This window comes from Rhodococcus sovatensis, assembly GCF_037327425.1.
Classification (GTDB): domain Bacteria; phylum Actinomycetota; class Actinomycetes; order Mycobacteriales; family Mycobacteriaceae; genus Rhodococcoides; species Rhodococcoides sovatense.
This window is the reverse complement of record NZ_CP147846.1, coordinates 1989277-2016178: the sequence shown is the minus strand read 5'-3', so window position 1 is coordinate 2016178 and position 26902 is coordinate 1989277. Positions and strand designations below refer to the sequence as shown.

General features: G+C 63.3%; 1 protein-coding gene. It reads left to right on the top strand.

Annotation, left to right across the window (positions count from 1 at the left end; translation table 11 throughout):
* Positions 1 to 91: 91 nt before the first annotated feature.
* Positions 92 to 26902, top strand: a complete 26811-nt coding sequence (locus tag WDS16_RS09350; protein ID WP_338892227.1) for a non-ribosomal peptide synthase/polyketide synthase — start codon at positions 92 to 94, stop codon at positions 26900 to 26902.

Below are 26902 nucleotides of genomic sequence, written 5' to 3'. Positions count from 1 at the left end.
GACTCCGTTTTCGGCACTTACGGCTGCGGTATCGCCCTTTTCGGCATCCCCGTTCACGGCACCGTCGGCTTCTACGCAGAAGGACTTGTAAATGCGGGCCGCAGTTTCAGGCGAGTCTCAAGGTTCACTTCCGCCGCGTGACGGCGCATCGGAGGCATTTCCTCTGTCGTCGGCGCAACGTGGAATGTGGTTCGCGCAGCAACTTGCACCCGAGGTGCCGGTATGTATCGCGCAGTACGTCGACCTGCGTGGAGATCTCGATGTGGAACTTCTGCGTAAGTCCACACGACAGGCAGGTCATGAGTTTCAGTCGGCATTCCTCCGACTGACCGAGATCGATGGTGAACCCCTCCAGGTGGTCGATCACGACATCGACGACAGTGTCGACTACCTGGATCTGCGTGCAGAACCCGAGCCGATGGTCGCGGCGCGGACGTGGATAGATGCCAACTACACAACGCCGGTCGATCTGACTCGGGACCGGTTGGTCGACGTGTGGATCCTGCACGTCGAGGACCATCGGTACCTGTGGTACAGCAAGATTCACCATGTTGCGCTCGACGGGTACGGCGCCATGACCATGGTGAACCGGACGGCAGAGCTCTACACAGCAGAGGTCGACGGGCTCGAAGCGCAGCCCGCGAAAGCAGCGGACCTCAGGAAGCTCTACGACCTGGACCAGGAGTACCGGTCGTCCAGCCGCTTCGAAGCCGATCGTGAGTACTGGGCTGAGCATGTCGGCGGAGCTCGGAGCGGCGGCACGCTGGCGTCGACACCAGGACCGACCGTGGCTGCAAGCAAGCTCGAAAGTGCCGCCCTCCGAACTGAAGTAGTGGAAGCGCTGGAGGATTCCGACGCCACCAAAGGAGCGACGGCAGCAGCCGTCGTGATAGCAGCATTCGCGTGCTACCTGTCGAGGATGACAGGCCAGGACGAAGTACTTGTCAACATCCCAGTGTCGGCAAGAACGACCGCGCTTCTGCGTCGGTCCGGCGGAATGCTGGTCAATGTTGCTCCGCTCTCAATTCGGGTCGATCCGCAGGGTAGCGTGGGAGACCTTGTCCAGCAGGTCCAGTTGGAGCTGATGGGTGCGCTTCGTCATCAGCGATTCAGCATCGAGGACATTCGTCGCGATCTGGCCAGCCGTGGTCGAGACGGCGCGCTCGTGGCTCCCATGGTCAACGTCATGTTGTTCCATCAGGAGATCAATCTGGGTTCCATCGTCGGCGAATTCAACATCGTCACCTCGGGTCCAGTGGAGGACCTTCTGGTCAATATCTACCAAAGTGGTTCACCTGCAAAGACATTTGTTGATTTCCGCGGCAACCCCAACCGCTACGCAGACGAAGACCTCGCCGCACATCATCGCAACTTCATCGAGGTCGTCGACGCGTTCGTCGCTGCGAGCCCGCACGTCGCTGTCGATGAAGTCCACAGAGCCAGTGCAGCGACGGGAGCTGCGCGCAGGGCTGAACGCGCCGAGTTGGCTTACTGGGCTTCGGTTCTCGCCGACGCACCTGACCCTGTGGGGTTTCCAGGTACCTCGAGTGCCGATTCTGACGCAGAACCGGTCGAACGTACGCTCACCACCACCGTCGACGCAGCTGTCCACCGCGGGCTGCTCGCCGCTGCACACCAGCAGAACTCGAGTGTGCTCGTCGCGGTCCATTCCGCCCTCTCCGTGCTTCTGTCTCGGTTGTCCGACGAACCGGATGTGTCGATCGGAGCGCGAACCCGGTTGTCCGACGGCAATGTCGTGGTCCTGCGCGCATCGGTCGAACCGTCGGAGTCGTTCGTCGACCTCGGTGCGCGTCTGCGAGACGTCGACTCCGAGGCTCTCTCGCACGCAGGTTCGTCCCTCGAGAGGGTCTCACGGACCGTGAACACCGCTCGCACTACCCGCTCCGGTCTGATCCGCGTCCTTCTGACTTTCGGCGTAAGACAATCGCCCACCGACCTGGACAGTGTCGACGTCGTGGTGTCGGTGGAGGAGACATTCGACGCGCTCGGTGTGCCCGCAGGGCTCGCCGTGGACTTCGTCTACGACGCGTCGGCCGCGACCGAAGAAACGATCCGCCGCCACAGCGACAGGTTCGCCAATCTCCTTGGTTCGATGGCAGCGAACCCCGCAGCAATCGTCGGCGATGTGGACATTCTCACCGAGTCCGAGCGTGAGATGTCGGTGCCGATGCGTGGGGGCGCGTCTGTCGGTGGTCGGGTGTTGTCGGAGGTGTTTTCTTCGGCGGTGGGTGTGGCTGGTGTCGATGGTGTGGCGTTGGTTGCTTCTGGGGTGTCGGTGTCGTATGGGGAGTTGGATGTTCGGTCGTCGGTGTTGGCGGGGTTGTTGGTTTCTCGTGGGGTAGGTGTGGGGTCGTTCGTTGCGTTGGGGTTGCGGCGGTCGGTGGAGTCTGTGGTGGCGGTGTGGGCGGTGGCGAAGGCGGGTGCTGCGTTTGTGCCGGTGGATCCGTCGTATCCGGTGGATCGTCTGGCGCATATGTTGTCGGATTCGGGTGCTGTTGTGGGTGTGACGGTGTCGGAGTATGTGGGTGTGTTGGGTGAGGCGGGTCCTGGGGTGGGGTGGTTGGTGCTCGATGGTGTCGAGCTCGATGTGAGTGTGGATGTGTCGTTGCCGGTTCCGTCGCTCGATGATGCGGCGTATTTGATTTATACGTCGGGTTCGACGGGTGTGCCGAAGGGTGTCGTCGTCACCCACCGAGGGCTGGCAGACATGGCCGAACTCGAGCGCAGTCGATTCGGCGTAGGTGTCGGGTCGCGAACTCTGTCGTTCGCGTCGACGAGTTTCGATGCGTCGGTGTTGGAGTTGGTGATGGCTTTCTGTGGTGGGGCGACGATGGTGATTGCGCCGACGGATGTGTACGGCGGGGTGGAGTTGGCGCGGTTGTTGGGTGAGGAGCGGGTCTCGCATGCGTTCGTGACGCCTGCTGCGTTGGCGTCGGTGGATCCGGTTGGTTTGGATGCGTTGCAGGTGGTGGTGACCGGTGGTGAGGCTGCTGGCCCGGAGTTGGTGGAGCGGTGGGCGAGTGGTCGGTCGATGTTCAACGCGTACGGTCCCACGGAGGCAACCGTATTCGCATCGGTGAGCACGCCCATGGTCCCTGGTTCGCCGATCGACATCGGTTCACCGGTGCTCGGATTCTCCGTAGTGGTGCTCGACTCGATGCTGCGTCCGGTTCCGGTGGGTGTGGTGGGTGAGTTGTATCTTGCGGGTGTCGGTTTGGCTCGTGGGTATCACGATCGGGTGGGGTTGACGGCGGAGCGGTTCGTTGCGGCGCCGTTCGGTGTCGGTGTGCGGATGTATCGCACGGGTGATCTTGTGCGGTGGAGTGGTGTCGGTGCGCTCGAGTATGTGGGGCGTAGTGATTTTCAGGTGAAGGTGCGTGGGTTCCGGATCGAGCTCGGTGAGATCGATTCGGTGATCGGGGCGCGTGCGGAGATCGATTTCGTGAGCACTGTCGGTGTCGATGGTCCTGGTGGGAATACTGTTCTGGTGGCGTATGTGCTGCCGGTGGCGGGTGCCGATGTGGTGGTGGAGTCGGTGCGTGAGTATGTGGCGTCGGTGTTGCCGGGTCATATGGTTCCGTCGGCGTTCGTTGTGTTGGAGTCGATTCCGTTGACGCCGGCCGGCAAGTTGGATCGCCGTGCACTACCGGCACCAGAATTCGGTCGTACGTCCGAATTCCGTGCACCTCGTACCGATCACGAACACAAGATTGCGGACATATTCGCCGAGTTGCTGGGCGGTGAATCCATCGGAATCGACGACAGCTTCTTCGATCTCGGTGGCAACTCACTGGTCGCCACTCGTGTGATCGCCAGGGTGAACGCCCAGCTCGGTTCTGCACTGAGGGTGCTCGACCTGTTCGAGGCGCCGACCGTCGAGGCACTGTCCGCGCGAGCCGAGCACACTGCCGGTTCGTCGAGTCGACCGGCGTTGGTGTCGGTGGTGCGTCCTGAGGTTGTGCCGTTGTCGCAGGCGCAGCAGCGGATGTGGTTCATCAATCAGTTCGATACGTCTTCGCCTGCGTACAACATTCCGTTGGCGGTGCGGTTGACGGGTGTGTTGGATGTGGCGGCGTTGGGTGCTGCTGTCGGTGATGTGGTGGCTCGTCACGAGAGTTTGCGGACGACGTTCCCGACGGTGGGGGAGTTGCCGCGTCAGTTGGTTCATCCGGTGCCTGATGGTGGGTACGTGTTCGATGTTGTGCGGATCGGTGAGGGTGAGTTGTCGGCGCGGGTGTTGGCCGATGCTTCGCGTGGGTTCGATGTCACTGTCGATGCGCCGTTCCGGGCTGTGTTGTATCAGCTCGATCCGCAGGGCGGTGTCGATGAGCAGGGTGGATCTGATCGTTTCGTGTTGGCGATTGTGGTGCATCACATTGCTGCCGATGGGGCGTCGATGGCGCCGTTGGCGTCGGATGTGATGGTGGCGTATTCGGCTCGGGTGCTCGGTGTCGAACCGGGGTGGGTGCCGCTCGAGGTGCAGTATGCCGATTATGCGTTGTGGCAGCGGTCGTTGTTGGGGGAGGAGTCCGATCCTGAGTCGTTGGTGTCGCGGCAGTTGGGGTTCTGGTCGCAGGTGTTGGCGGATGTGCCGGATCTGTTGCCGTTGCCGATAGATCGTCCCCGCCCGACCCAACAATCGATCGCAGGTGCCACGCGGCGATTCGAGATTCCAGCCGAACTTCGCAGCGATCTCGCTCGGCTCGGCGCCGACAACGATGCAACTCTGTTCATGGTTGTTCATTCCGCTCTCGCGTTGCTTCTCGCCCGTGTGAGCGGCACCGAGGACATCGTGATCGGAACACCGATCGCAGGCCGCGGCGAAGCCGGACTGGACAACCTCGTCGGTATGTTCGTCGGCACCCTGGTCCTGCGGACACACGTGTCCCCGCACGCCAAGTTCACCGAACTGCTCGCCGCCACTCGCGCCGCTGATCTGGCCGCATTCGACAACACCGACATCCCCTTCGAGCGTCTCGTGGACACTCTCGCCCCGACACGATCGACCGATCACTCACCGCTCTTTCAGGTACTCCTCGAATTCCAGAACAACGAAACAGCACACCTGGAACTACCGAACCTGCTCGTCGACTTCGATGAACTCGATACCGGCACCACCAAGTTCGACCTGCAACTGCGCGTCGACGAGCAGGTGTCGGCCAGCGGCTCCTCGAGCGCGGCATTCACATACTCGACAGCTCTGTTCGATGCTGCCACCATCGATAATTTCGTCGACCGATTCCTTCGACTGCTTCGGTCCATCACCGAATCGCCTACCTCACCGCTGCGTGATGTAGACGTGCTGTCGATCAGAGAACGGGAAACTGTCCTCCAGAAGTGGAATTCGACCGACCACGCGCTTCCCGCCGTCGTTGGAACCGACCCGACACTCAACAGCTTGTTCGATCTGCAGGTCGCTCGGAGCCCGTACTCGATCGCACTGGTATTCGACGACGAACATGTGACCTACCGAGAACTCGACGAACGCGCCAACCAACTCGCACGGCACTTGGTGTCGCTTGGAGTCGGGCCGGAATCCCATGTGGGACTTGCCATCAGGCGCTCCATCGATCTCCTTGTCGGAATGTACGCGATCATCAAAGCCGGTGGCGCGTACGTACCGATCGATCCGGATCACCCCGTCGATCGGTCCGCGTACGTGCTCGACAGCGCACGCCCGGTGTGCATTCTGACGACCAGCCGAGATTGGATCGACGTGTCGGTGGCGACACCGGTACTCGCAGTCGACCTCATCGACGTGTCGGACAGGTCCACCACACCACTGGGCGCGGGCGACCGTCGCGGTGCCGTCTCCGGCCGCAACACTGCCTATGTCATCTACACCTCGGGTTCGACCGGTCGTCCGAAAGGCGTGGCAGTCACCCACGAAGCAATTGTCAACCGGCTCCTGTGGATGCAGGACGAGTACAAGCTCGAACCGTCGGACACTGTCTTGCAGAAGACTCCGGCGACCTTCGACGTGTCCGTGTGGGAGTTCTTCTGGGCACTGCAAGTCGGCGCGAAACTGGTGATCGCGACGCCCGACGGTCACCGCGACCCGGAGTACCTGTCCCGCGTGATTCTCCGCGAGCGGATCACCACGATGCACTTCGTTCCGTCGATGCTCGCAGTGTTCGTCGACGGTGCGCATCCAGAGGACTGCGACTCGCTTCGCCTGGTGTTCTGCAGCGGTGAAGCACTGCCACCCGCCACGGTCGACGCGTTTGCCGGCTTCTCGAATGCGTCTCTGCACAACCTGTACGGACCGACAGAGGCTGCTGTCGACGTCACCTACTACCACTGTGCCACAACTGAACTGACAGCGATTCCCATCGGCGCACCGGTATGGAACACACGTGTGTTCGTGCTCGATGCCTCGCTGAAGCCTGCGCCCATCGGTGCACCAGGCGAGTTGTACCTGGCGGGCATCCAACTCGCACGCGGATACGTAGGGCGCGGAGATCTGACCTCGGATCGTTTCGTCGCCGACCCATACGGCGATCCGGGGGCGCGGATGTACCGCACCGGAGACCTCGTCAGATGGCGCGCGGATGGCACCATCGAGTACATCGGCAGAACCGACTTCCAGGTCAAGCTCCGCGGACTGCGGATCGAACTGTCGGAGATCGAGGCCGCATTACTGCGACACCCCTCCGTCGCGCAAGCAGTCGCGCTCGTCCACAGCACCGTCTCCACCGGTGAGGTCCTCGTCGCGTACGTCGTACCCACCCGCGATTCCGTCTTCGAGCCGACGGTTCTCACCGATGCGGTTGCGGAGTCCCTTCCGGCCTACATGGTGCCGACGCTCGTGATGGAACTGTCCGAGTTCCCGTTGAACGCCAGTGGCAAGCTCGACCGCAAGCTGCTGCCGCCACCGATGTTCGCGTTGTCCGACGACGAGATCGTGGCACCGTCGAATCCGGTCGAGCAGATCATCGCCGCAGAGTTCGCCGGTCTACTCGGCGGCGAACAGATCGGTGTCACGCAGAACTTCTTCGCAGTCGGTGGCAACTCGCTGGTCGCGATGCGCCTGGTGGCGAGGATCAACACTGCAGTCGGATCGTCGCTGACCGTCCGCGATCTGTTCGATGCGCCGACCGTCCGCGCGCTGGCGTCGACAGTGGAATCGCAGGGCTACCGGACCGATTCGAAGCCGGCCTTGGTACCGGTCGACCGACCGACGGCAGTACCGGTCTCGCTCGCGCAGCAACGTATGTGGTTCATCAACCAATTCGACACGACGTCCGCTGCCTACAACGTGGCGTTCGCCATGCGCATGACCGGCCGACTGGACCTGGACGCGCTACGAAACGCGGTCGGGGACGTCATCGACCGACACGAGTCCTTGCGCACAGTGTTCCCGCTCACCGACGACGGCCCGGTTCAGTCGGTTCTCGAGTCCCACCAGGCGCTGCCCGATCTCACCGCAGTGCGCGCCGAGTCCCAGTCACACATGCATGAACTGGTGGCCGAGGTCGTCACCACCGGCTTCGACGTGTCGAGCAGCGTTCCGGTCAGAGCGAGACTCATCGAGATCGACGAGAACGAACACGTCCTTGCCTTCGTCGTCCACCACATCTCCTCCGACGGATTCTCCACAGCGCCACTGGCACGCGACTTGATCGTGGCGTACAGCGCGCGGATACAGGGGGAAGCCCCCACCACCTCGCCTCTGCCGGTGCAGTACGCGGACTATTCACTCTGGCAACGCGAGTTCCTCGGCTCGGAGTCCGACTCCTCGTCACTCATGTCGGCGCAACTGGCTTTCTGGGTCGACGCGCTGTCAGGGGCGCCGGAAGTGCTCCAACTTCCGACCGACCGCCCTCGCCCGACGGAATCCTCGTTCCGCGGCTCCCAGGTGGAATTCTCCGTCGACTCCGCCGTGCACGAGCGGATGGCGCAGCTGGCTTCCAGCCACGATTCCAGTGTCTTCATGATCGTCCATGCGTCGCTGATAGTGCTGCTGTCGGCTTTGTCAGCGTCGACCGACATCTCGATCGGCACGCCGATTTCCGGTCGCGGGGACGCGGCCCTCGACGAGTTGGTCGGTATGTTCGTCAACACCTTGGTGCTCCGCGCCGAGGTCGACCCCGCAGGGTCCTTCGAAGACTTGCTCGCCGAGGTTCGTTCCACCGACCTGGCTGCGTTCACGCACTCGGACATACCGTTCGAACGTGTCGTCGATGCTCTCGATCCGGCCCGGTCCACCGCGCATACACCGCTGTTCCAGGTCATGCTCGAATTCCAGCACACCGACCGCCCCACAATCGAACTCCCGGGTTTGAACGTCGAGGCAATGGAGCTCGAGAACGATGTCGCGAACTTCGACCTTCAGCTGACGATCTCCGAGTCGTTCGATTCCGACGGCAACCATGCTGGCATCGAGGCGTCGTTTCGGTACGCGATGGATCTGTTCGACGAATCGACGGTTCAGACATTCGCGACACGGTTCGCCGCGATTCTGACTGCTGCGACCACTGATCCCAGTGTCGCCATCGGTGACATCGATCTGCTCTCACCGGACGAGCACGGCGCGCTGAGCCCTGTCCGTGGGCCTGAATCCGTCGCGCCGCGACTACTACCGGAGATTCTCGCCGACGCCGTCGCTGCCGCAGGGATCTCGTCCCAGGCACTCGTGTTCGACAGCGGCGTCATGAGCTACGGAGAACTGGATACACGCTCGTCGCAATTGGCACGCATGATCACCGATCACGGGGTCGGCCCCGGCGATGTGGTAGCGCTTGCGTTGCCCCGTAGCTACGAGGCGATCGTTGCCGTGTGGGCGACGGCCAAAGCGGGAGCAGCCTTCCTCCCGGTCGACCCGACCTATCCTGCTGATCGCATCACGCACATGATGAGCGACTCGGGCGTGACGCTCGGCCTGACGACGATGGCGGACACTGCATCGCTCGCGACGCTGTCCGACGCCACGGTCTGGATCGTCGTGGACGACCCCCGGTTCCGTTCCGTCACCGCGGAATTCTCGGACGAACCAGTGACGGATGCGGATCGAGTCGAACCGCTTCACCTGGATCACCCGGCATATCTGATCTACACATCCGGTTCCACCGGCGTACCCAAGGGTGTCGTCGTCACACATCGCGGTCTGGCGAATCTGGCTGCCGAAGAACGGGTTCGATTCCAGGTATCACCCGGATGCCGCACTCTCGCTTTCGCTTCGCCCAGCTTCGACGCGTCCATTCTCGAGTTCGTGCTGGCCTTCGGCGCCGGCGCGACGATGGTGATCGCACCACCCGACATGTACGGCGGCCCGGATCTGGCCAAGTTGATGAAAGACCAGGACGTCTCGCACGCCTTCGTGACACCTGCGGCTTTGGCGTCGGTGGATCCGACAGGGCTGACGGCACTACGTGTCATCGCGACCGGTGGAGATGCGTGTCCTCCTGATCTGGTCGCACGGTGGGCCCCGGGCCGAAAGATGTTCAACGCGTACGGGCCGACGGAAGCGACGATCTTCTCCTCGATCAGTGACCGGCTCCAGCCGGGCGCACCGGTCGATATCGGCTCGCCGACAATCGGTTTCGCCGAGGTAGTACTCGACAAACGTATGAAGCCCGTCCCGGTGGGCGTGCCGGGTGAACTGTATCTGGCGGGCCCCGCCCTTGCTCGTGGATACCACGGCCGTCACCCACTGACAGCCGAACGCTTCGTCGCGAACCCGTTCGGAGAGCCGGGTGGTCGCATGTACCGCACCGGCGATATTGTCCGGTGGAACCGCAGTGGTGCACTGGAATTCGTGGGACGCAGCGACTCTCAGGTCAAGGTCCGTGGTTTCCGTATCGAGCTGGGCGAGATCGACGCAGTTCTCGCGGCGCACCCTGCCGTCGAGTTCGTGACGACCGCAGGCGTGAAAGGCCCTGCAGGCAACACCATCCTCGTCGCATGGTTCGTTCCCTCCTCTGGTGCCACCGTGGATACTCAGGTGTTGCGCAGCCATGTCGCCGATTCCTTGCCCTCCCATATGATTCCGACGTCGTTCGTCGCGTTGGAATCGATACCGCTCACTCCCGCGGGCAAGCTGGACCGCAGAGCGCTGCCGGATCCGACGTTCGATCACCATTCGGAGTCGAGCCGGAGTGCAAATACACAGGTCGAGAAGCTCCTCGCCGGTTTGTTCTCGGAGGTGCTTCGGCTCGACAACGTCGGAGTGGACGACTCTTTCTTCGCGCTGGGCGGCGACAGCATCATGTCCATCCAGCTGGTCGCGCGAGCCAAGGCAGCCGGGCTCGTCCTGTCACCTCGGGATGTGTTCGAACGCAAGACGGTCGCGGCACTTGCCGAGGTGGCGCTTGCCGCCGACAGCGCGTCGGTCGCCGTCCTGGACGAGTTGCCCGGCGGCGGTGTCGGAGAGGTTCCTCTTACTCCCATCATTCGATGGATGATCGATCGAACGCAGGTATTCGATCGCCACACGCAGACGGCATTGCTGTCGATGCCCAGCGGCATCGACCGCTCCGCCCTCGAAGGCACCGTGCAGGCTGTGCTCGATCATCACGACATGCTGCGCGCGCGTCTGCGTCATCACGACGACGCATGGACGATGGACGTGCAACCGGTCGGTTCCGTCGCTGCCGCAGCAGTGCTGCATCGAGTCACCGTCGATTCGACGACAGGGGACGAGTTCTCGTCTTTGGCAGCGGCCGAACTCGACAGGGCTGCAGCACGACTCGATCCAGCGTCGGGTGCCATGATTCAGTTCGTTTGGTTCTCCTCCGAGACCGACTCGGGACGCCTGCTGATCGTCGCCCACCACCTCGTCGTCGACGGCGTGTCCTGGCGTGTCCTTGTTCCCGATCTCGCCACTGCGTGGTCACAGATCAATGCAGGGGACGAGCCCGCGCTGCTCCCCGTCGGAACGTCCATGCGACGGTGGGCCCACGGGTTGGTCGAGACGGCAGAATCACGCCGTAGCGAACTCCCGATGTGGGAACACACACTGAGCGGATCGGATCCATTGGTCGGATCTCGGCCTCTCGACCCCACGGTCGACGTCTATTCGACGGTCGATCACGTCGAGGTCGAACTGCCCGCCGATGTCACCGAAGCGTTGCTGACCACCGTCCCGGAGAAGTTCCACGGCAGTGTCAACGACGGATTGATGGCAGGGTTGGCTCTGGCTATCGGTGCCTGGCGGCGCGCCAACGGAGTGGCCACCGAAGATTCGCTGATCAGCCTGGAGGCTCACGGCCGTGAGGACCACGTGGTCCCCGGAGCCGATCTCTCTCGGACGATCGGCTGGTTCACGACGATCTATCCCGTCCGGATCGACCTGCACGGAATCGACCTCGACGACGGTCTCGCGGGCGGGCCGTCCGCAGGGGCACTGGTCAAAGCGGCAAAAGAGCGACTGCTCGGCGTTCCGGACCACGGTATCGGGTACGGCATGCTGCGGTATCTCGACTCGGACTCCGGTGATGTACTGGCGCAGTACAGTGCCCCGCAGATAAGCTTCAACTATCTCGGTCGCTACAGCGCCGGGATTCCTGAGAATCTCCGTGGTGTCGGCTGGTTGCCGGTCGAGGACGACGAGATCGGCGATGTCCAGAACCAGGATCTGCCGGTGTCGGCGGCGCTCGACATCAACGCAGTCACCACTACTGGCCCCGACGGTGACGCGCTGAAGGCGACGTTCGCATACCCATCGGGCGTATTGCGACGGGAAGACATCGAAGAGTTGACGGGGCTGTGGGTCACCGCGCTGACCGCACTGGCTCGCCACATCCACGATCCGAGCGCGGGCGGATTCACGCCGTCCGATCTCGATCTCGTTGCGCTCGATCAGAGGTTGATCGACGACGTCGAACGTCGATACCCCGCGCTGGTCGACATCTGGTCGATGTCTCCGCTGCAATCCGGCATGTTGTTCCATGCCGAGTTGTCCGACCAGACCGTCGACGCCTACGTCGTTCAGCTCGTGATTGCTCTCACCGGTTCGGTGGACAAGGCGAGACTTCGACGTGCCGCACAGGCATTGCTCGACCGGCACGCCAATCTTCGAACTGCGTTCGTGCACGACTTGGAAGGTGAGTCCATTCAGGTCGTCGAGCGTGACGTCGACGTCCCTTGGCACGACCACGACTTGACGTCCCTGAACGAGACCGAGACTGCCGAAGAGCTCGAACGAATCATGGCAACCGATCGGGCTACCCGATTCAACATGGCCGCGGCACCGCTTTTACGCTTCACGTTCATCGAGGTGGGCGACGCAGACTGGCGTGTAGTGCTGACCAATCACCACATTCTCATCGACGGGTGGTCCACGCCCCTCATCATTCGCGAGCTACTGACGCTGTACGCGACCGACGCCGACGACTCGGTATTGCCCCGGGTTCCTGCATACCGCGACTACCTCGCGTGGATGAGCCGACGCGACAGCGCGAGCGCGCGCGACGCGTGGGTATCCGCACTGTCCGGGTTGTCGGAACCTACGTTGCTCACTCCCGTCGAGAGTCGTCGTCAGGAGTCGACGCGGGCGGGACGTGCACTGACCTCCCTCGATGCTCCGTCGACTGCGCGTTTGAGAGCCGTTGCGCGCGAACGTGGAGTCACCGTGAACACCCTCGTTCAGGCTGCGTGGGGAACCGTGTTGGCAACGTTGACCGGCCGGACGGATGTGTTGTTCGGTGCGACAGTGTCGGGACGGCCGCCAGAGATCAACGACATCGAGTCGATGATCGGCCTGTTCATCAACACCCTGCCGGTAAGGGTGACGCTCGATCCGCGGGAGACTCTGAGCGAGTTCATCGTTCGTCTCCAGTCCGAGCAAGCAGGACTCCTCGACCACCACTACCTGGGTCTGACCGAGATTCAGCGGGCCGTCGGACCGGTCGTCGCGTTCGACACACTGACGGTGTTCGAGTCCTATCCGGTCGACCGTGCCGGATTGTCCGACGAAACCGACATCGCAGGGTTGCGCGTATCGGACATCGTCGACGGCAGTGACACGGCTCAGTACCCACTCACTCTCGTCGCGATGGTCGACGATCGCCTTCACCTCGAGGCCAAGTACCTACCGGAGTTGTTCGAGGCGCACGACGTCGACCTGATCGTCGCGCGGATCGTGCGGGTGCTCGAAGCGTTTGCGACGCAACCCGAACTTCGCGTCGGACAGTTGCAGTTGCTCTCGGACTCCGAACGCGCGTCGTTGATGCCAGTGCCCAGTGCTGCATTGCCCAGTGCCGTTTCGGTGGGTGGTCGGGTGTTGTCGGAGGTGTTTTCTTCGGCGGTGGGTGTGGCTGGTGTCGATGGTGTGGCGTTGGTTGCTTCTGGGGTGTCGGTGTCGTATGGGGAGTTGGATGTTCGGTCGTCGGTGTTGGCGGGGTTGTTGGTTTCTCGTGGGGTAGGTGTGGGGTCGTTCGTTGCGTTGGGGTTGCGGCGGTCGGTGGAGTCTGTGGTGGCGGTGTGGGCGGTGGCGAAGGCGGGTGCTGCGTTTGTGCCGGTGGATCCGTCGTATCCGGTGGATCGTCTGGCGCATATGTTGTCGGATTCGGGTGCTGTTGTGGGTGTGACGGTGTCGGAGTATGTGGGTGTGTTGGGTGAGGCGGGTCCTGGGGTGGGGTGGTTGGTGCTCGATGGTGTCGAGCTCGATGTGAGTGTGGATGTGTCGTTGCCGGTTCCGTCGCTCGATGATGCGGCGTATTTGATTTATACGTCGGGTTCGACGGGTGTGCCGAAGGGTGTCGTCGTCACCCACCGAGGCATCGCGAACCTCGCGGAGGAGCAAAGAACTCGGTTCGGGGTCACCACGGACTCGCGAGTTCTCGCTTTCGCGTCGACGAGTTTCGATGCGTCGGTGTTGGAGTTGGTGATGGCGTTCTGTGGTGGGGCGACGATGGTGATTGCGCCGACGGATGTGTACGGCGGGGTGGAGTTGGCGCGGTTGTTGGGTGAGGAGCGGGTCTCGCATGCGTTCGTGACGCCTGCTGCGTTGGCGTCGGTGGATCCGGTTGGTTTGGATGCGTTGCAGGTGGTGGTGACCGGTGGTGAGGCTGCTGGCCCGGAGTTGGTGGAGCGGTGGGCGAGTGGTCGGTCGATGTTCAACGCGTACGGTCCCACGGAGGCAACCGTATTCTCCTCCGTCAGTTCGGAACTCGAACCAGGCCAACCGGTGAACATCGGAACGCCCATCAACGGATCCGAACAGATCGTTCTCGACTCACGGTTGCGTCCGGTTCCGGTGGGTGTGGTGGGTGAGTTGTATCTTGCGGGTGTCGGTTTGGCTCGTGGGTATCACGATAGGGTGGGGTTGACGGCGGAGCGGTTCGTTGCGGCGCCGTTCGGTGTCGGTGTGCGGATGTATCGCACGGGTGATCTTGTGCGGTGGAGTGGTGTCGGTGCGCTCGAGTATGTGGGGCGTAGTGATTTTCAGGTGAAGGTGCGTGGGTTCCGGATCGAGCTCGGTGAGATCGATTCGGTGATCGGGGCGCGTGCGGAGATCGATTTCGTGAGCACTGTCGGTGTCGATGGTCCTGGTGGGAATACTGTTCTGGTGGCGTATGTGCTGCCGGTGGCGGGTGCCGATGTGGTGGTGGAGTCGGTGCGTGAGTATGTGGCGTCGGTGTTGCCGGGTCATATGGTTCCGTCGGCGTTCGTTGTGTTGGAGTCGATTCCGTTGACGCCGGCCGGCAAGTTGGATCGCCGTGCCCTACCGGCACCCGAACTGATCGGCGCCGCCGAGCATCGGGAGCCGACAACCGACGCCGAACTTGCTATCGCCCAGGTGTTCGCCGAGGTTCTCGGACTCGAGGCTGTCGGACTGGACGATAACTTCTTCGATCTCGGTGGCGATTCGTTGAGCGCCACCCGCGTCACGTCACGCGTGAACTCCGCGCTCGACCTGACGATCACAGTGCGTGCATTGTTCGAATCACCCACTGTGGCATCACTTGCCGCTCGCGGACGCGTCGAGAGTTCGGGCAGCGCGCGTCCGGCGTTGGTGTCGGTTGTGCGTCCTGAGGTTGTGCCGTTGTCGCAGGCGCAGCAGCGGATGTGGTTCATCAATCAGTTCGATACGTCGTCGGCGGCGTACAACATTCCGCTGGCGGTGCAGTTGACCGGTCGTCTCGACATCGCAGCCCTCGGTGCCGCGGTCGACGATGTCGTCGCCCGGCACGAGAGCCTGCGCACGACGTTCCCGACGGCGGGGGAGTTGCCGCACCAGTTGATTCATCCAGCCGACACCGACGTGCACGTCTTCGATGTCGTGGAGGTCGAGCAGGATCAGGTTTCGGCGCGCGTGTTGGCCGATGCCGCCCGCGGCTTCGATGTGACCGTCGATCGCCCGTTCCGGGCATCGCTCTACCGCATCACCGACACAGACACAGACATCGACACAGGCACGGATTCGGACACCGACGCCGGTGGACGGGGCCGGTACGTGTTGGCGATCGTGGTCCATCACATCGCGGCCGACGGCGCGTCGATGGCCCCGCTGGCGGCCGATATGATGGTCGCGTACTCCGCTCGTGTGGCGGGGTTCGCTCCTGCGTGGGCACCGCTCGAGGTGCAGTACGCGGACTTCACGCTGTGGCAGCGCTCGCTGCTCGGCGACGAGAGCGATCCGGATTCGCTGGCGGCACGGCAGCTGGCATTCTGGTCGCAGACACTCGCCGACGTCCCCGATCTGCTTCCCTTGCCGACCGATCGTGCTCGCCCGAGTCAGCCTTCGCTTCGCGGCCGGTCGGTCAGCTTCGACATTCCCGCCGAGACGCACGCGTCGTTGGCGCGTATCGCGCGGGAGCAGCAGTCGACGATGTTCATGACGATGCATGCGTTGTGGGCAATGTTGATGGCAAGGCTCAGTGGTACCGAGGACATCACCGTTGGCACCCCCATCGCCGGCCGCGGCGAAGCAGGCCTCGACGGCCTCGTCGGCATGTTTGTCGGAACACTCGTCCTACGCACCAAGGTCTCCCCACACCACACCTTCACCGAACTGCTCGCCCGCACCCGCACCACGGACCTGGCAGCATTCGACAACACCGACATCCCCTTCGAACGACTCGTCGACGCATTCGCACCCTCACGCTCGACCGACCACTCACCCCTGTTCCAGGTACTCCTCGAATTCCAGAACAACCAGGCAGCTCACCTCGAGCTCCCCGAACTCGACGTCCGAGGACTCGAGTTCGACGCCGGCATCGCAAAGTTCGATCTGCAGCTGACGGTGTCCGAGAATCAGGACAGCGACGGCTCGCCGGCAGGGATGTCCGTGGCCATCACCTACGCCACCGATCTGTTCGACGACTCGACCGTTCGCGAGTTCGCGGATCGGTTCACTGCACTGGTCGACGGCGTGACCTCCGACCCCGGTACAGCAATCGGCGACATCGAGCTCGTCACACCGCGTGAGCTCGAGGCGCTACGAGTCGAGTGGAACCATCCGAGCGTCCGGCCGGCAGCGCAGACATCGGCAGTGGACACACTCATCACCCGTTTCGAGGCGGCGTCCGATCGATTCCCCGACGCCGCAGCAGTTGCCTACGGCGACAGGACGCTCACCTACGCCGAGCTGAACGCACGCGCCAATCAGCTTGCCCGGCATTTGGTTTCGGTCGGCGTGCGACCCGAAAGCCTCGTCGCCGTGGCCATGCCGCGCAATGCCCACCTCGTCGTGGTGCTGTTGGCTGTCCTCAAGGCCGGCGGCGGCTACCTTCCTGTGGACGTGACCTACCCGGCCGAGCGGCTGGCGTTCATGCTCGACGACGCACAACCGGTGTGCGTCGTGTCCACCGTCGACGACATCGGTTCGGTGCCCGACGGCGACCTGCCACAGGTTCTCGTCGACGAGCCCGACACGGCCCAGACGATCGATCAGCTGTCGCCGTCGAACCTGTCCTCGACGGACCGGCACGGCGACGCGACGGCGGAGTCCATCGCGTACGTCATCTACACCTCGGGTAGCACCGGTCGACCGAAGGGTGTCCAGGTCAACCATTCGACGGTGGCGACTCTGTTCGACAACACCTTCGACAAGTTCGGCTTCGATTCGCACGACGTGTGGACGATGTTCCACTCCTATGCCTTCGACTTCTCCGTGTGGGAGCTGTGGGGCCCGTTGCTTCACGGCGGCAAGCTCGTCGTGGTGGACTACTACACGGCACGTTCGCCGGAACTGTTCCGCGAGTTGCTCTTCGCCGAACAGGTCACCGTACTCAACCAGACACCAACGGCGTTCTACCAATTTGCCGAAGCAGACAGGGCAGCGTCGGCAGAATCCGACCGGCTCGCGTTGCGGTACGTCGTGTTCGGAGGCGAGGCACTCGATCTCGGCCAGCTGGGACGCTGGTATGCGCGCCATCCGGAGGATTCGCCGACGTTGGTCAACATGTACGGCATCACCGAGACCACCGTGCACGTAAGTCATCTTGCGCTCACCGAAGAGTTCGCGGCCTCTGCATCGGCAAGCGTCATCGGGCAGGCAATTCCGGGTCTGACGGTGTCCGTTCGCGACAACCGCCTACGCCTGGTTCCTCCCGGTGTCGTCGGTGAGATGTACGTAGCCGGTGGACAACTCTCTCGTGGCTATCTCGGCCGTGCGGCACTGACGTCGACGCGGTTCGTGGCCGATCCCGACACCTCGTCCGGGGCGCGGATGTACCGCACCGGTGATACGGCGCGCTGGAACCGCAACGGCCAGCTCGAATACCTCGGCCGTAGTGACATGCAGGTGCAACTGCACGGATTCCGAATCGAACTGGGCGAGATCGAATCGGCTCTGCTCGGCTCCGCCGGCGTCGCACAGTCCGTTGTCGTCGTCCGTGACGACGGCACCGGTGAGCGACTCGTCGGGTACGTGGTCCCCGAAGCGGGGCGCACTCTCGACACGACGACGATTCTCGACGACATAGCTACGACCCTGACCGCCTACATGGTCCCGGCTGCACTCGTCGTACTGGCGGAACTGCCTCTGACCGCAAACGGCAAACTCGACCGGAAGTCGCTCCCGGCACCGGACTTCGCCTCTCGTGTGACACACAGCCGCGCCCCAGCGTCCGAGGTCGAGCAGAGCCTGGCAGCACTGTTCGCGGAAGTTCTCGGTATCGATGCCGTCGGCGTCGACGATTCCTTCTTCGCACTCGGCGGGGACAGCATCATGTCCATTCAACTGGTGTCTCGTGCGAAGGCTGCCGGCCTCGTCATCGCGCCTCGCGACGTGTTCGAGCGCAAGACTGTCGCCGGGTTGGCCGAGGTTGTCGCCCTGGCCGAGGACACTCAGATCGTCGTTCTCGAGGAGTTCGACGGACGCGGCGTCGGCGATCTACCCCTGACTCCGATCGTGCACTGGATGTTGGAACGAAGCTCCGAGTTCGGGCGTTACACACAGACAGCCCTGCTGCAGCTGCCGCCAGCGATCGAACGGTCGGTGCTCGAGCGCACGGTGCAGGCGGTCCTCGACGCCCACGACATGCTCAGGGCACAGCTGTATCGCGGTTACGACGGTGTCTGGATCGAGACCGTGGCTCCCGTCGGCTCTGTCGATGCGTCGTCGGTGCTGCACCACGTAAATGTCGATGCAATTGCAGGAGAAGAGTTCTCGCGCTCAGCGGCCATGGAACTCGACGCGGCAGCAGATCGGCTGGATCCGACCGTCGGACGAATGATCCAGATGGTGTGGTTCGAGGAGCCATCGGGTGCCGGCCGATTGCTCATCGTCGCACACCACCTGGTCATCGACGGTGTGTCCTGGCGAATCCTGGTACCGGATCTCGCTTCGGCATGGTCGCAGGTAGTCGCAGGCGGGGACCCGGTCCTCGCGGAGACCGGAACCTCCATGCGGCGCTGGGCGAGCGGCCTCGTGGACGTGGCCCAGGCCCGCACGGACGAAATGGCGCTCTGGACCGGAATTCTGTCCGGCGAGGACCCGATCATCGGCTCACGTCCGCTCGATCCGACAGTCGACGTCGATGCGACAGTCCAGCGCGTCCGGACATCTCTGCCGACGGCGGTGACCGAGCGGCTGCTCACGACGGTCCCGGAGAAGTTCCACGGCAGCGTCAACGACGGTCTTCTGGCAGGCCTGGCCATGGCTCTCATCGCGTGGCGACGTGAACGTGGATCCAGTGTCGGCGACGCACTCGTGAGCCTCGAGGGACACGGCCGTGAGGATGGAGTTGTGCCCGGCGCCGATCTCGGACGGACGATCGGCTGGTTCACGACGATCTTCCCGGTCAGGCTCGATCTTGCTGCCGTCGACATCGACGATGCGTTGGCGGGCGGGACGGCCGCGGGTGAGGCGATCAAGGCCGTCAAGGAACAGCTGCTGGCGATCCCCGACCATGGGATCGGCTTCGGAATGGCGCGGTACTTGACGGACGAGGGACGCGAGGCTCTGGCACAGTTCGCAAAGCCTCAGGTCAGCTTCAACTATCTCGGACGGTTCGCGACGGGATCCTCCCAGGGCATGGAGGCCGTCGGCTGGATTCCAGTGTCCGACACAAGTCTCGGCGACGCTCAGAACCCGAACATGCCGGTCCCGGCGCTGCTCGACATCAACGCTGTCACGAACACCACCGAGGCCGGACCCGTCCTCGACGCCACATTCGCATTCCCGGCCGGCGTCCTGTCGACGCCGGACGTAGACCGCCTGGTCGAACTGTGGATCCAGGCTCTCACGGCCCTGACCACGCATGCCGACGCATCCGACGCGGGCGGGTACACACCCTCCGATCTCGATCTCGTCGACCTCGACCAGTCGACCATCACACAGCTCGAAAATCAGTTCCCCGGCCTCGACGACGTCTGGTCGATGTCGCCGCTGCAATCAGGACTGCTGTTCCACGCACGTCTGGCCGGTGAAGTCGAGGGCGAACTCGACCTCGGTGTCGACGCGTACATGGTTCAACTCGGACTCGAATTGCGTGGAGTCGTGGATGCGCAGCGTATGAAAGCTGCGGTCCAGGCACTACTGGACCGACACGCGAATCTACGCACAGCGTTCGTGCACAACGCGAACGGTGAGTCCGTGCAGGTCGTACAGGCTGGCATCGAGGTTCCGTGGGCACACGTCGACCTACGCGGCTCCGATGATCCCGAAGCCGCCCTCGAATCGGTACTCCGCGAAGACCGGGCAACTCGCTTCGCGCTGGATCGTGCTCCCTTGCTTCGGTTCACGCTGATCACCAAGGCCGAGGGGGAGTGGCGCCTGCTGCTCACCAACCATCACATTCTGCTCGACGGATGGTCGACTCCGTTGTTGATCAAGGAACTGCTGACGCTGTACGCGACAGCGGGTGACGCCTCGATGTTGCCTCGCGTTCCCGCATACCGTGACTACCTGAGTTGGATGCGTCGGCGTGATGTTGCCGCATCCCAAGCGGCGTGGACCAGGGCGCTGTCGGGCGAGCTCGAGCCGACACTTCTCGCCGACGCAGATCGCGGCCGCGAGCTGTCGAGCACCTCGGTCGAGACGACGCACTCGCTTTCGCGGGAGGTCACCGCGTCGCTTCGCGACCTGGCTGCGCACCGCGGCGCCACCCTCAACACCATCGTGCAGAGTGCGTGGGGTGTGGTCCTGGCGACGCTGACGGGTCGAGACGACGTCGTGTTCGGTGCGACCGTCTCCGGCCGTCCGCCGGAGATCCCCGGCATCGAATCGATGATCGGACTGTTCATCAACACCCTCCCGGTGCGGATCTCGGTCGACCCGTCGGAGTCGCTGGGTGATTTCGTCGACCGCGTTCAGGGGGAACAGGCGTCACTTCTCGATCACCACTATCTCGGCCTCACCGACATCCAACGTGTCGCAGGAAACGGAGTGTCCTTCGACACGCTGACCGTGTTCGAGTCGTACCCAGTCGACCGCGCGGGCCTGTCGGAAGAAACCGACATCGCCGGACTTCGTGTTGCCGACGTCGTCGGAGCCGATGCTGCGCACTATCCCTTGACGTTGGTCGCGTCGGTGGACGACCGGCTGCACCTCAAAGCCAAGTACCTTCCGGATCTGTTCTCCGACAGAGATGTCGAGCGCATAATTGCGCGCGTCGTTCGAGTCCTCGACGCGATCGTCGAGGACGACCGGACACCGCTGGCCCGAGTCGGACTACTGAGCGATCTCGAACTCTCGGCGCTCGCGCCGGTGTACGGTGCCGCAGGCGGTTCCACGATGCTGCTTCCGCACATATTCGAGAACGCGGCAGCGCACTCGTCCGAACGCAGTGCTCTTCGCTTCGGTGACGTTTCGATGACGTACGACGAGCTCGATCGGCAGTCGAGCCGCCTCGCCAGGCTGTTGCTGGCGCGAGGTGTCTACGCCGAATCCTTCGTCGCTCTCGGACTTCCGCGGTCCATCGAATCAGTGGTGTCCGTGTGGGCCGTCGCCAAGACCGGGGCCGCATTCGTTCCGGTCGATCCGAATTATCCCCGCGATCGCATCGAGCACATGCTGTCGGATTCGGGCGCAGCGTTCGGCATCACCGTGCGCGGTCACGCTGCGGATCTCCCGGACTCACTCGCCGATGGTAGGTCGTGGATCGTGCTCGACGATGCCCAACTCGTCGAGGAACTCGATACGTTCTCTTCCCTGCCAATCCAGGAACACGAGCGGGTATCGGGCGTCTGCATCGACAGCGCTGCGTACGCGATCTACACGTCCGGATCCACCGGTCTACCCAAGGGCGTCGTGGTCACGCACAGCGGTCTGGAGAATTTCGCAAACGAACAGGCCGAGCGCTACCGCATCACCGCCGAGTCGCGGACGTTGCACGTCTCGTCACCGAGCTTCGACGCGTCCGTACTCGAGTATCTGCTCGCCTTCGGACGCGGCGCGACCATGGTGATCGTTCCGCCGACCGTCTACGGCGGAGAGGAGTTGCACGACATCCTCTCCCGTGAACGCGTGACGCACGCGTTCATCACTCCGTCCGCGTTGGCTTCGGTAAACCCAGCGGGCCTGGACACCTTCCGACACGTCGTCGTCGGGGGTGAGGCGGTACCAGCTGAGCTCGTGTCGCGATGGGCTCCCGGACGTCGCCTTTACAACGGCTACGGTCCGACCGAGGCGACCATCATGTCGAACATCAGTGACCCGTTGGACGCGACTGGGGCGCTCACCATCGGTGGCCCTGTCAGGGCCGTACACGAAGTCGTTCTCGACGGCCGTCTCCAACCGGTTCCGGTCGGAGTCAAGGGCGAGTTGTATCTCGCCGGGGCAGGGCTCGCTCGCGGTTACCACGATCGACCCGGCCTCACCGCCGAGCGTTTCGTGGCCAACCCTTTCGGCGCGCCAGGCGAGCGCATGTACCGCACCGGTGACGTCGTGCGGTGGACCCCGGAATTCACTGTCGAGTACGTCGGACGAAGCGATTTCCAGGTCAAGGTCCGTGGATTCCGCATCGAACTGGGCGAGATCGACGCGGTTCTCGCAACGCACTCGAGCGTCGACTTCGCCGCGACGATCGGGACCGAATCGCCCTCTGGAGCAACGATTCTGGTGGCGTACGTTCGAGCAGCGAACGGCGCGACGATAGACCAGACGGAACTCACCGCGCACGCGTCGGCGAGCCTTCCCGGGCACATGGTGCCCTCGGCCATAGTCCAGCTCGACGAGATTCCGTTGACTCCCGTCGGCAAGCTCGATCGGCGGGCGTTGCCGGTTCCCGAATTCGCTGTCGGCGCCGGAGACTACCTCGCTCCGCGAACTCCGACGGAGGTCGCTGTTGCCGAGGTCTTCACCGACATTCTCGGTACCGAGCCGATAGGGGCCTTCGACAACTTCTTCGATCGAGGGGGAGACTCGCTGTCGGCGACGAGAGTGATCGCGCGGGTCAACTCTGCGCTCGGCACCCGCCTCGGTGTGCGGGCCATCTTCGAGTCACCGACGGTGGCGGGGCTGGCCGCACTGGCCGGCGATTCCACAGGACACGACGCACGACCGGTTCTACGCGCCGTCGAGCGTCCTGCCAGCATCCCGTTGTCTCTCGCCCAGCAGCGAATGTGGTTCATCAACCGATTCGATCCGGCCTCGCCTGCATACAACGTGCCTCTCGTGGTGAAGCTGACTGGTGCTCTCGACGAATCTGCTCTCCGCGGTGCGGTGGCAGACGTACTCGAGCGCCACGAGTCTCTGCGCACGACGTTCCCGTCGCTGGGCGATGCTCCCGAACAGCACATTCACGACGCGGCCGACGTGTTGCCCGCCGTCGAGGTCTCCTCGGTCGGTCAGAGTGACCTACGGGAGAAGATCGGCCACTTCGCTGGGCTCGGCTTCGATGTCACGTCGGAGATTCCGATTCGTCTCGCGCTGTACCGCGTCGAGGACCCCGAGAACGACTCCGCAAACACGACTGCGACGACCCACGTACTTGCTGTCGTCGTTCACCACATCGCGGCAGACGGTGCGTCGATGGCACCGCTGGCACGGGACGTGATGGTCGCCTACTCGGCGCGAACCTCGGAGACCGGGCCATCCTGGACGCCGCTGACGGTGCAGTATGCGGACTACACGCTGTGGCAGCGTGAATTGCTCGGCACCGAGGACGATGCGAGCAGCGTGGCGAGTCGCCAACTGAGCTTCTGGCGGGAGACTCTCCGCGGGATACCCGACCTGCTGCCGCTGCCGACCGATCGCCAGCGTCCCACCACGCAGGATTTCCGCGGTGGGCGGGTGAAGTTCGACATCGACGCCGATCTGCACCGCCGTCTCTCGGCATTCTCACGTGACCGCAACGCCACGATGTTCATGGTCGTGCACGGCGCGTTCGCAGCGACGTTGTCGCGGTTGAGTGGCCTCGACGATATCGCTATCACGACGCCGGTCGCTGGTCGTGGTGCTGCCGCACTGGACGATCTGGTGGGAATGTTCGTGAACACACTCGTTCTGCGGACTGTCGTCGACGGCAGCGAATCGTTCGATTCGTTGCTCGCTCACGTGGTCGAGTCGGACCTGGAAGCGTTCGGGCACACCGACATTCCGTTCGAACGGATCGTCGAGGTCATGAACCCGGCGCGTTCGACGTCGTATGCACCGTTGTCGCAGGTCGCACTGTCCTTCCAGAACAACACGAAGGCCCAGCTCGAACTGCCGGGACTGACAGTCGAAGGATTCGACTTCGATGTTCCGGTCGCCAAGCAGGACTTGCAGCTTCTGCTCTCGGAAACGTTCGACGACAGCGGCGAGCCGGCGGGGATCGAGGGAGCATTCGACTATGCGAGCGCGCTGTTCGATCCCTCGACGGTGCAGTCGTTCGCGGACCGCTTCGTACGCATCCTTGATTCGGTCACTCGGGATCCGGCGGCACCCGTCGGCGACGTCGATATCCTCGGGTCGACCGAACGTCCGATGTTCGCACCGGCTCGGGGTGAAGTAGGTGGCGAGCCCAGGACGTGGCCGCAGATCCTGGCCGCTGCAGCCGCCGCAAATCCCGACGGCACCGCCGTCGAATACGGTGACGTCGGACTGACCTATCGCGATCTCGACGAGTGGTCGACGCGGATCGCGCGGATGCTCATCGACTTCGGAGTCGGACCCGAGACCTTCGTCGCGTTGGCGTTGCCACGGTCGATCGAGTCGATTCTCTCGATTTGGTCCGTCGCGAAGTCCGGCGCGGCGTTCCTGCCCGTGGATCCGAACTATCCATCGGATCGCATCGCGCACATGCTCGATGATTCGCAGGCCCCGATCGGCCTGACCGTCCGAGCGCATCGTGAGTCGCTCCCGGATACGATCACATGGCTCGTGGTCGACGACGAGGACTTCGCTTCGGACGTCAAGCGGTACCCGACGCATCCGGTGACCGACGCCGATCGCACGGCGACACTGCACCTGGACCACCCTGCGTACCTGATCTACACCTCGGGTTCGACCGGTCGCCCCAAAGGTGTTGCCGTTCGGCATCGCGGACTGTCAAACCTGGAGGACGAAGTCACCCTCCGTTTCCATCCGACACGTTTGTCCCGCATCTCGCACCTCGCGTCGCCGAGTTTCGACGCCTCCGTCTACGAATTGACCATGACGTTCGGTGTCGGCGCCACCATGGTCATCGTTCCGCCCGGCATCTTCGGCGGCGACGACTTGGCAGATCTGCTCGAACGCACTCACGTCACGCATGCGTTCCTGACGCCGGCCGCTCTCGCGTCGATCGACCACTCGCGGCTCGCGGAGGTCGGCGTCCTCGCCGTGGGCGGTGAGGCGTGCACGGCGGAACTGGTGTCACGGTGGGCGCCAGGCCGAATGATGTTCAACGGCTACGGTCCGACGGAGACCACGATCCAGGCAAGCGTCGGAGGCCCACTGCGGCCAGGAAAGATCATCGACGTCGGCCGTCCGGCACTAGGATTCCGATTCCTGGTCATGGATGCTCGTCTTCGCCCGCTGCCCGTCGGCGTGCCGGGAGAGTTGTACATCGCCGGACCAGGTACCGCTCGCGGCTACGTGGATCGCTTCGGTCTGACCGCCGAGCGCTTCGTCGCCGATCCGTACGGCGAACCTGGTGAGCGGATGTACCGGACAGGCGATGTGGTGCGCTGGACGGTCGATCACACGATCGAGTTCGTCGGACGTAGCGACTTCCAGGTGAAGGTGCGCGGTTTCAGGATCGAGCTGGGGGAGATCGACTCGGTGCTCACCGATCACCCGGCGTTGAATTTCGCGGCTACGGTAGGCCACACCGCTCCGTCCGGGGACACCGTGCTCGTGTCGTATGTTCGCGTATCCGACAATCGACGCGTCGAGGTAGCCGAATTGATCGAGCACGTTGCGGCTGCGCTGCCGCGACACATGGTCCCGACTGCAATAGTCGTACTCGACGAGATTCCACTGACCCCGGTCGGCAAGCTAGATCGTCGTGCACTCCCGGTGCCCGAGCTGGCCTCCAGTACGGTGCCGTATCGAGCGGCGTCCACAGCGACGGAACATTCTGTCGTGGGCGTCTTCGCCGACGTCCTCGGCGTCGAGCGAGTCGGCGTCGACGACAACTTCTTCGACCTCGGCGGTACCTCGCTCGTCGCCACACGTGTCGTGCCGGCGCTCGAAGCGGCGACGGGTGTCCGAGTGCCGTTGCAGTCGCTGTTCCTCGATCCGACGGCGGCCGGGCTCGCGGCTCGGATCGACGGACGCGACGCCGATACCTCCAGCGGACTCGACAGTGCCTTCGGGGTAGTGATTCCGCTGCGTGCGCAGGGGACAGGTACTCCGTTGTTCTGCATACACCCGGGTATCGGTCTGTCCTGGGGCTACTCGGGCATCGTTCGGCATCTTTCCGAGGACCGACCTGTCTACGGTATTCAGTTGCCCAGCATCGCCGAGGGTGGAACCTTCGACTCCATCCAGAGTCTGGCGCAGCGTTACGCGACAGAGATTCGGAGAGTTGTTCCGCAAGGCCCGTACAACGTGCTGGGTTGGTCTCTCGGCGGTGCGATCGCCCACGCTGTCGCCGTGGAACTGCGTCGGACAGAGCAGATGGTGGAGTCGCTGACGATCCTGGACAGCTACGTGCACGATTCCGGTGACTCACCTCAGGGACGACTCAGTGTGGAAGAGCTCCTCGCCGGTCTCGGCCTCGACCTTGCCGGAGCCGAATCGGAATCTCCGCTGACGTACGAGGGCGCGGTGGCATTGCTGAACGAATCGTTCGGACAGGAAACTGGCTTGACGCCCGCGCACCTCGAGCGAATCAACGACGGTTTCGCCAATTCGACCGCCATCATGGCAGAGTTCGTTCCGGACGTTTTCGACGGCGATCTTCTGTTCTTCGAAGCCGCACACGGAGCGGGTGACGGAATTCGACGAGATCCTGCGCAGTGGCGTGCATTCGTGACCGGAGAAATACTCACCCGTTCTATCGAGTGCGCGCACAATCAAATGATCGAACCGGACGTGTTGAAGCAAATCGGCACAGCCTTGGAGAATTACCTCGCGAATTGA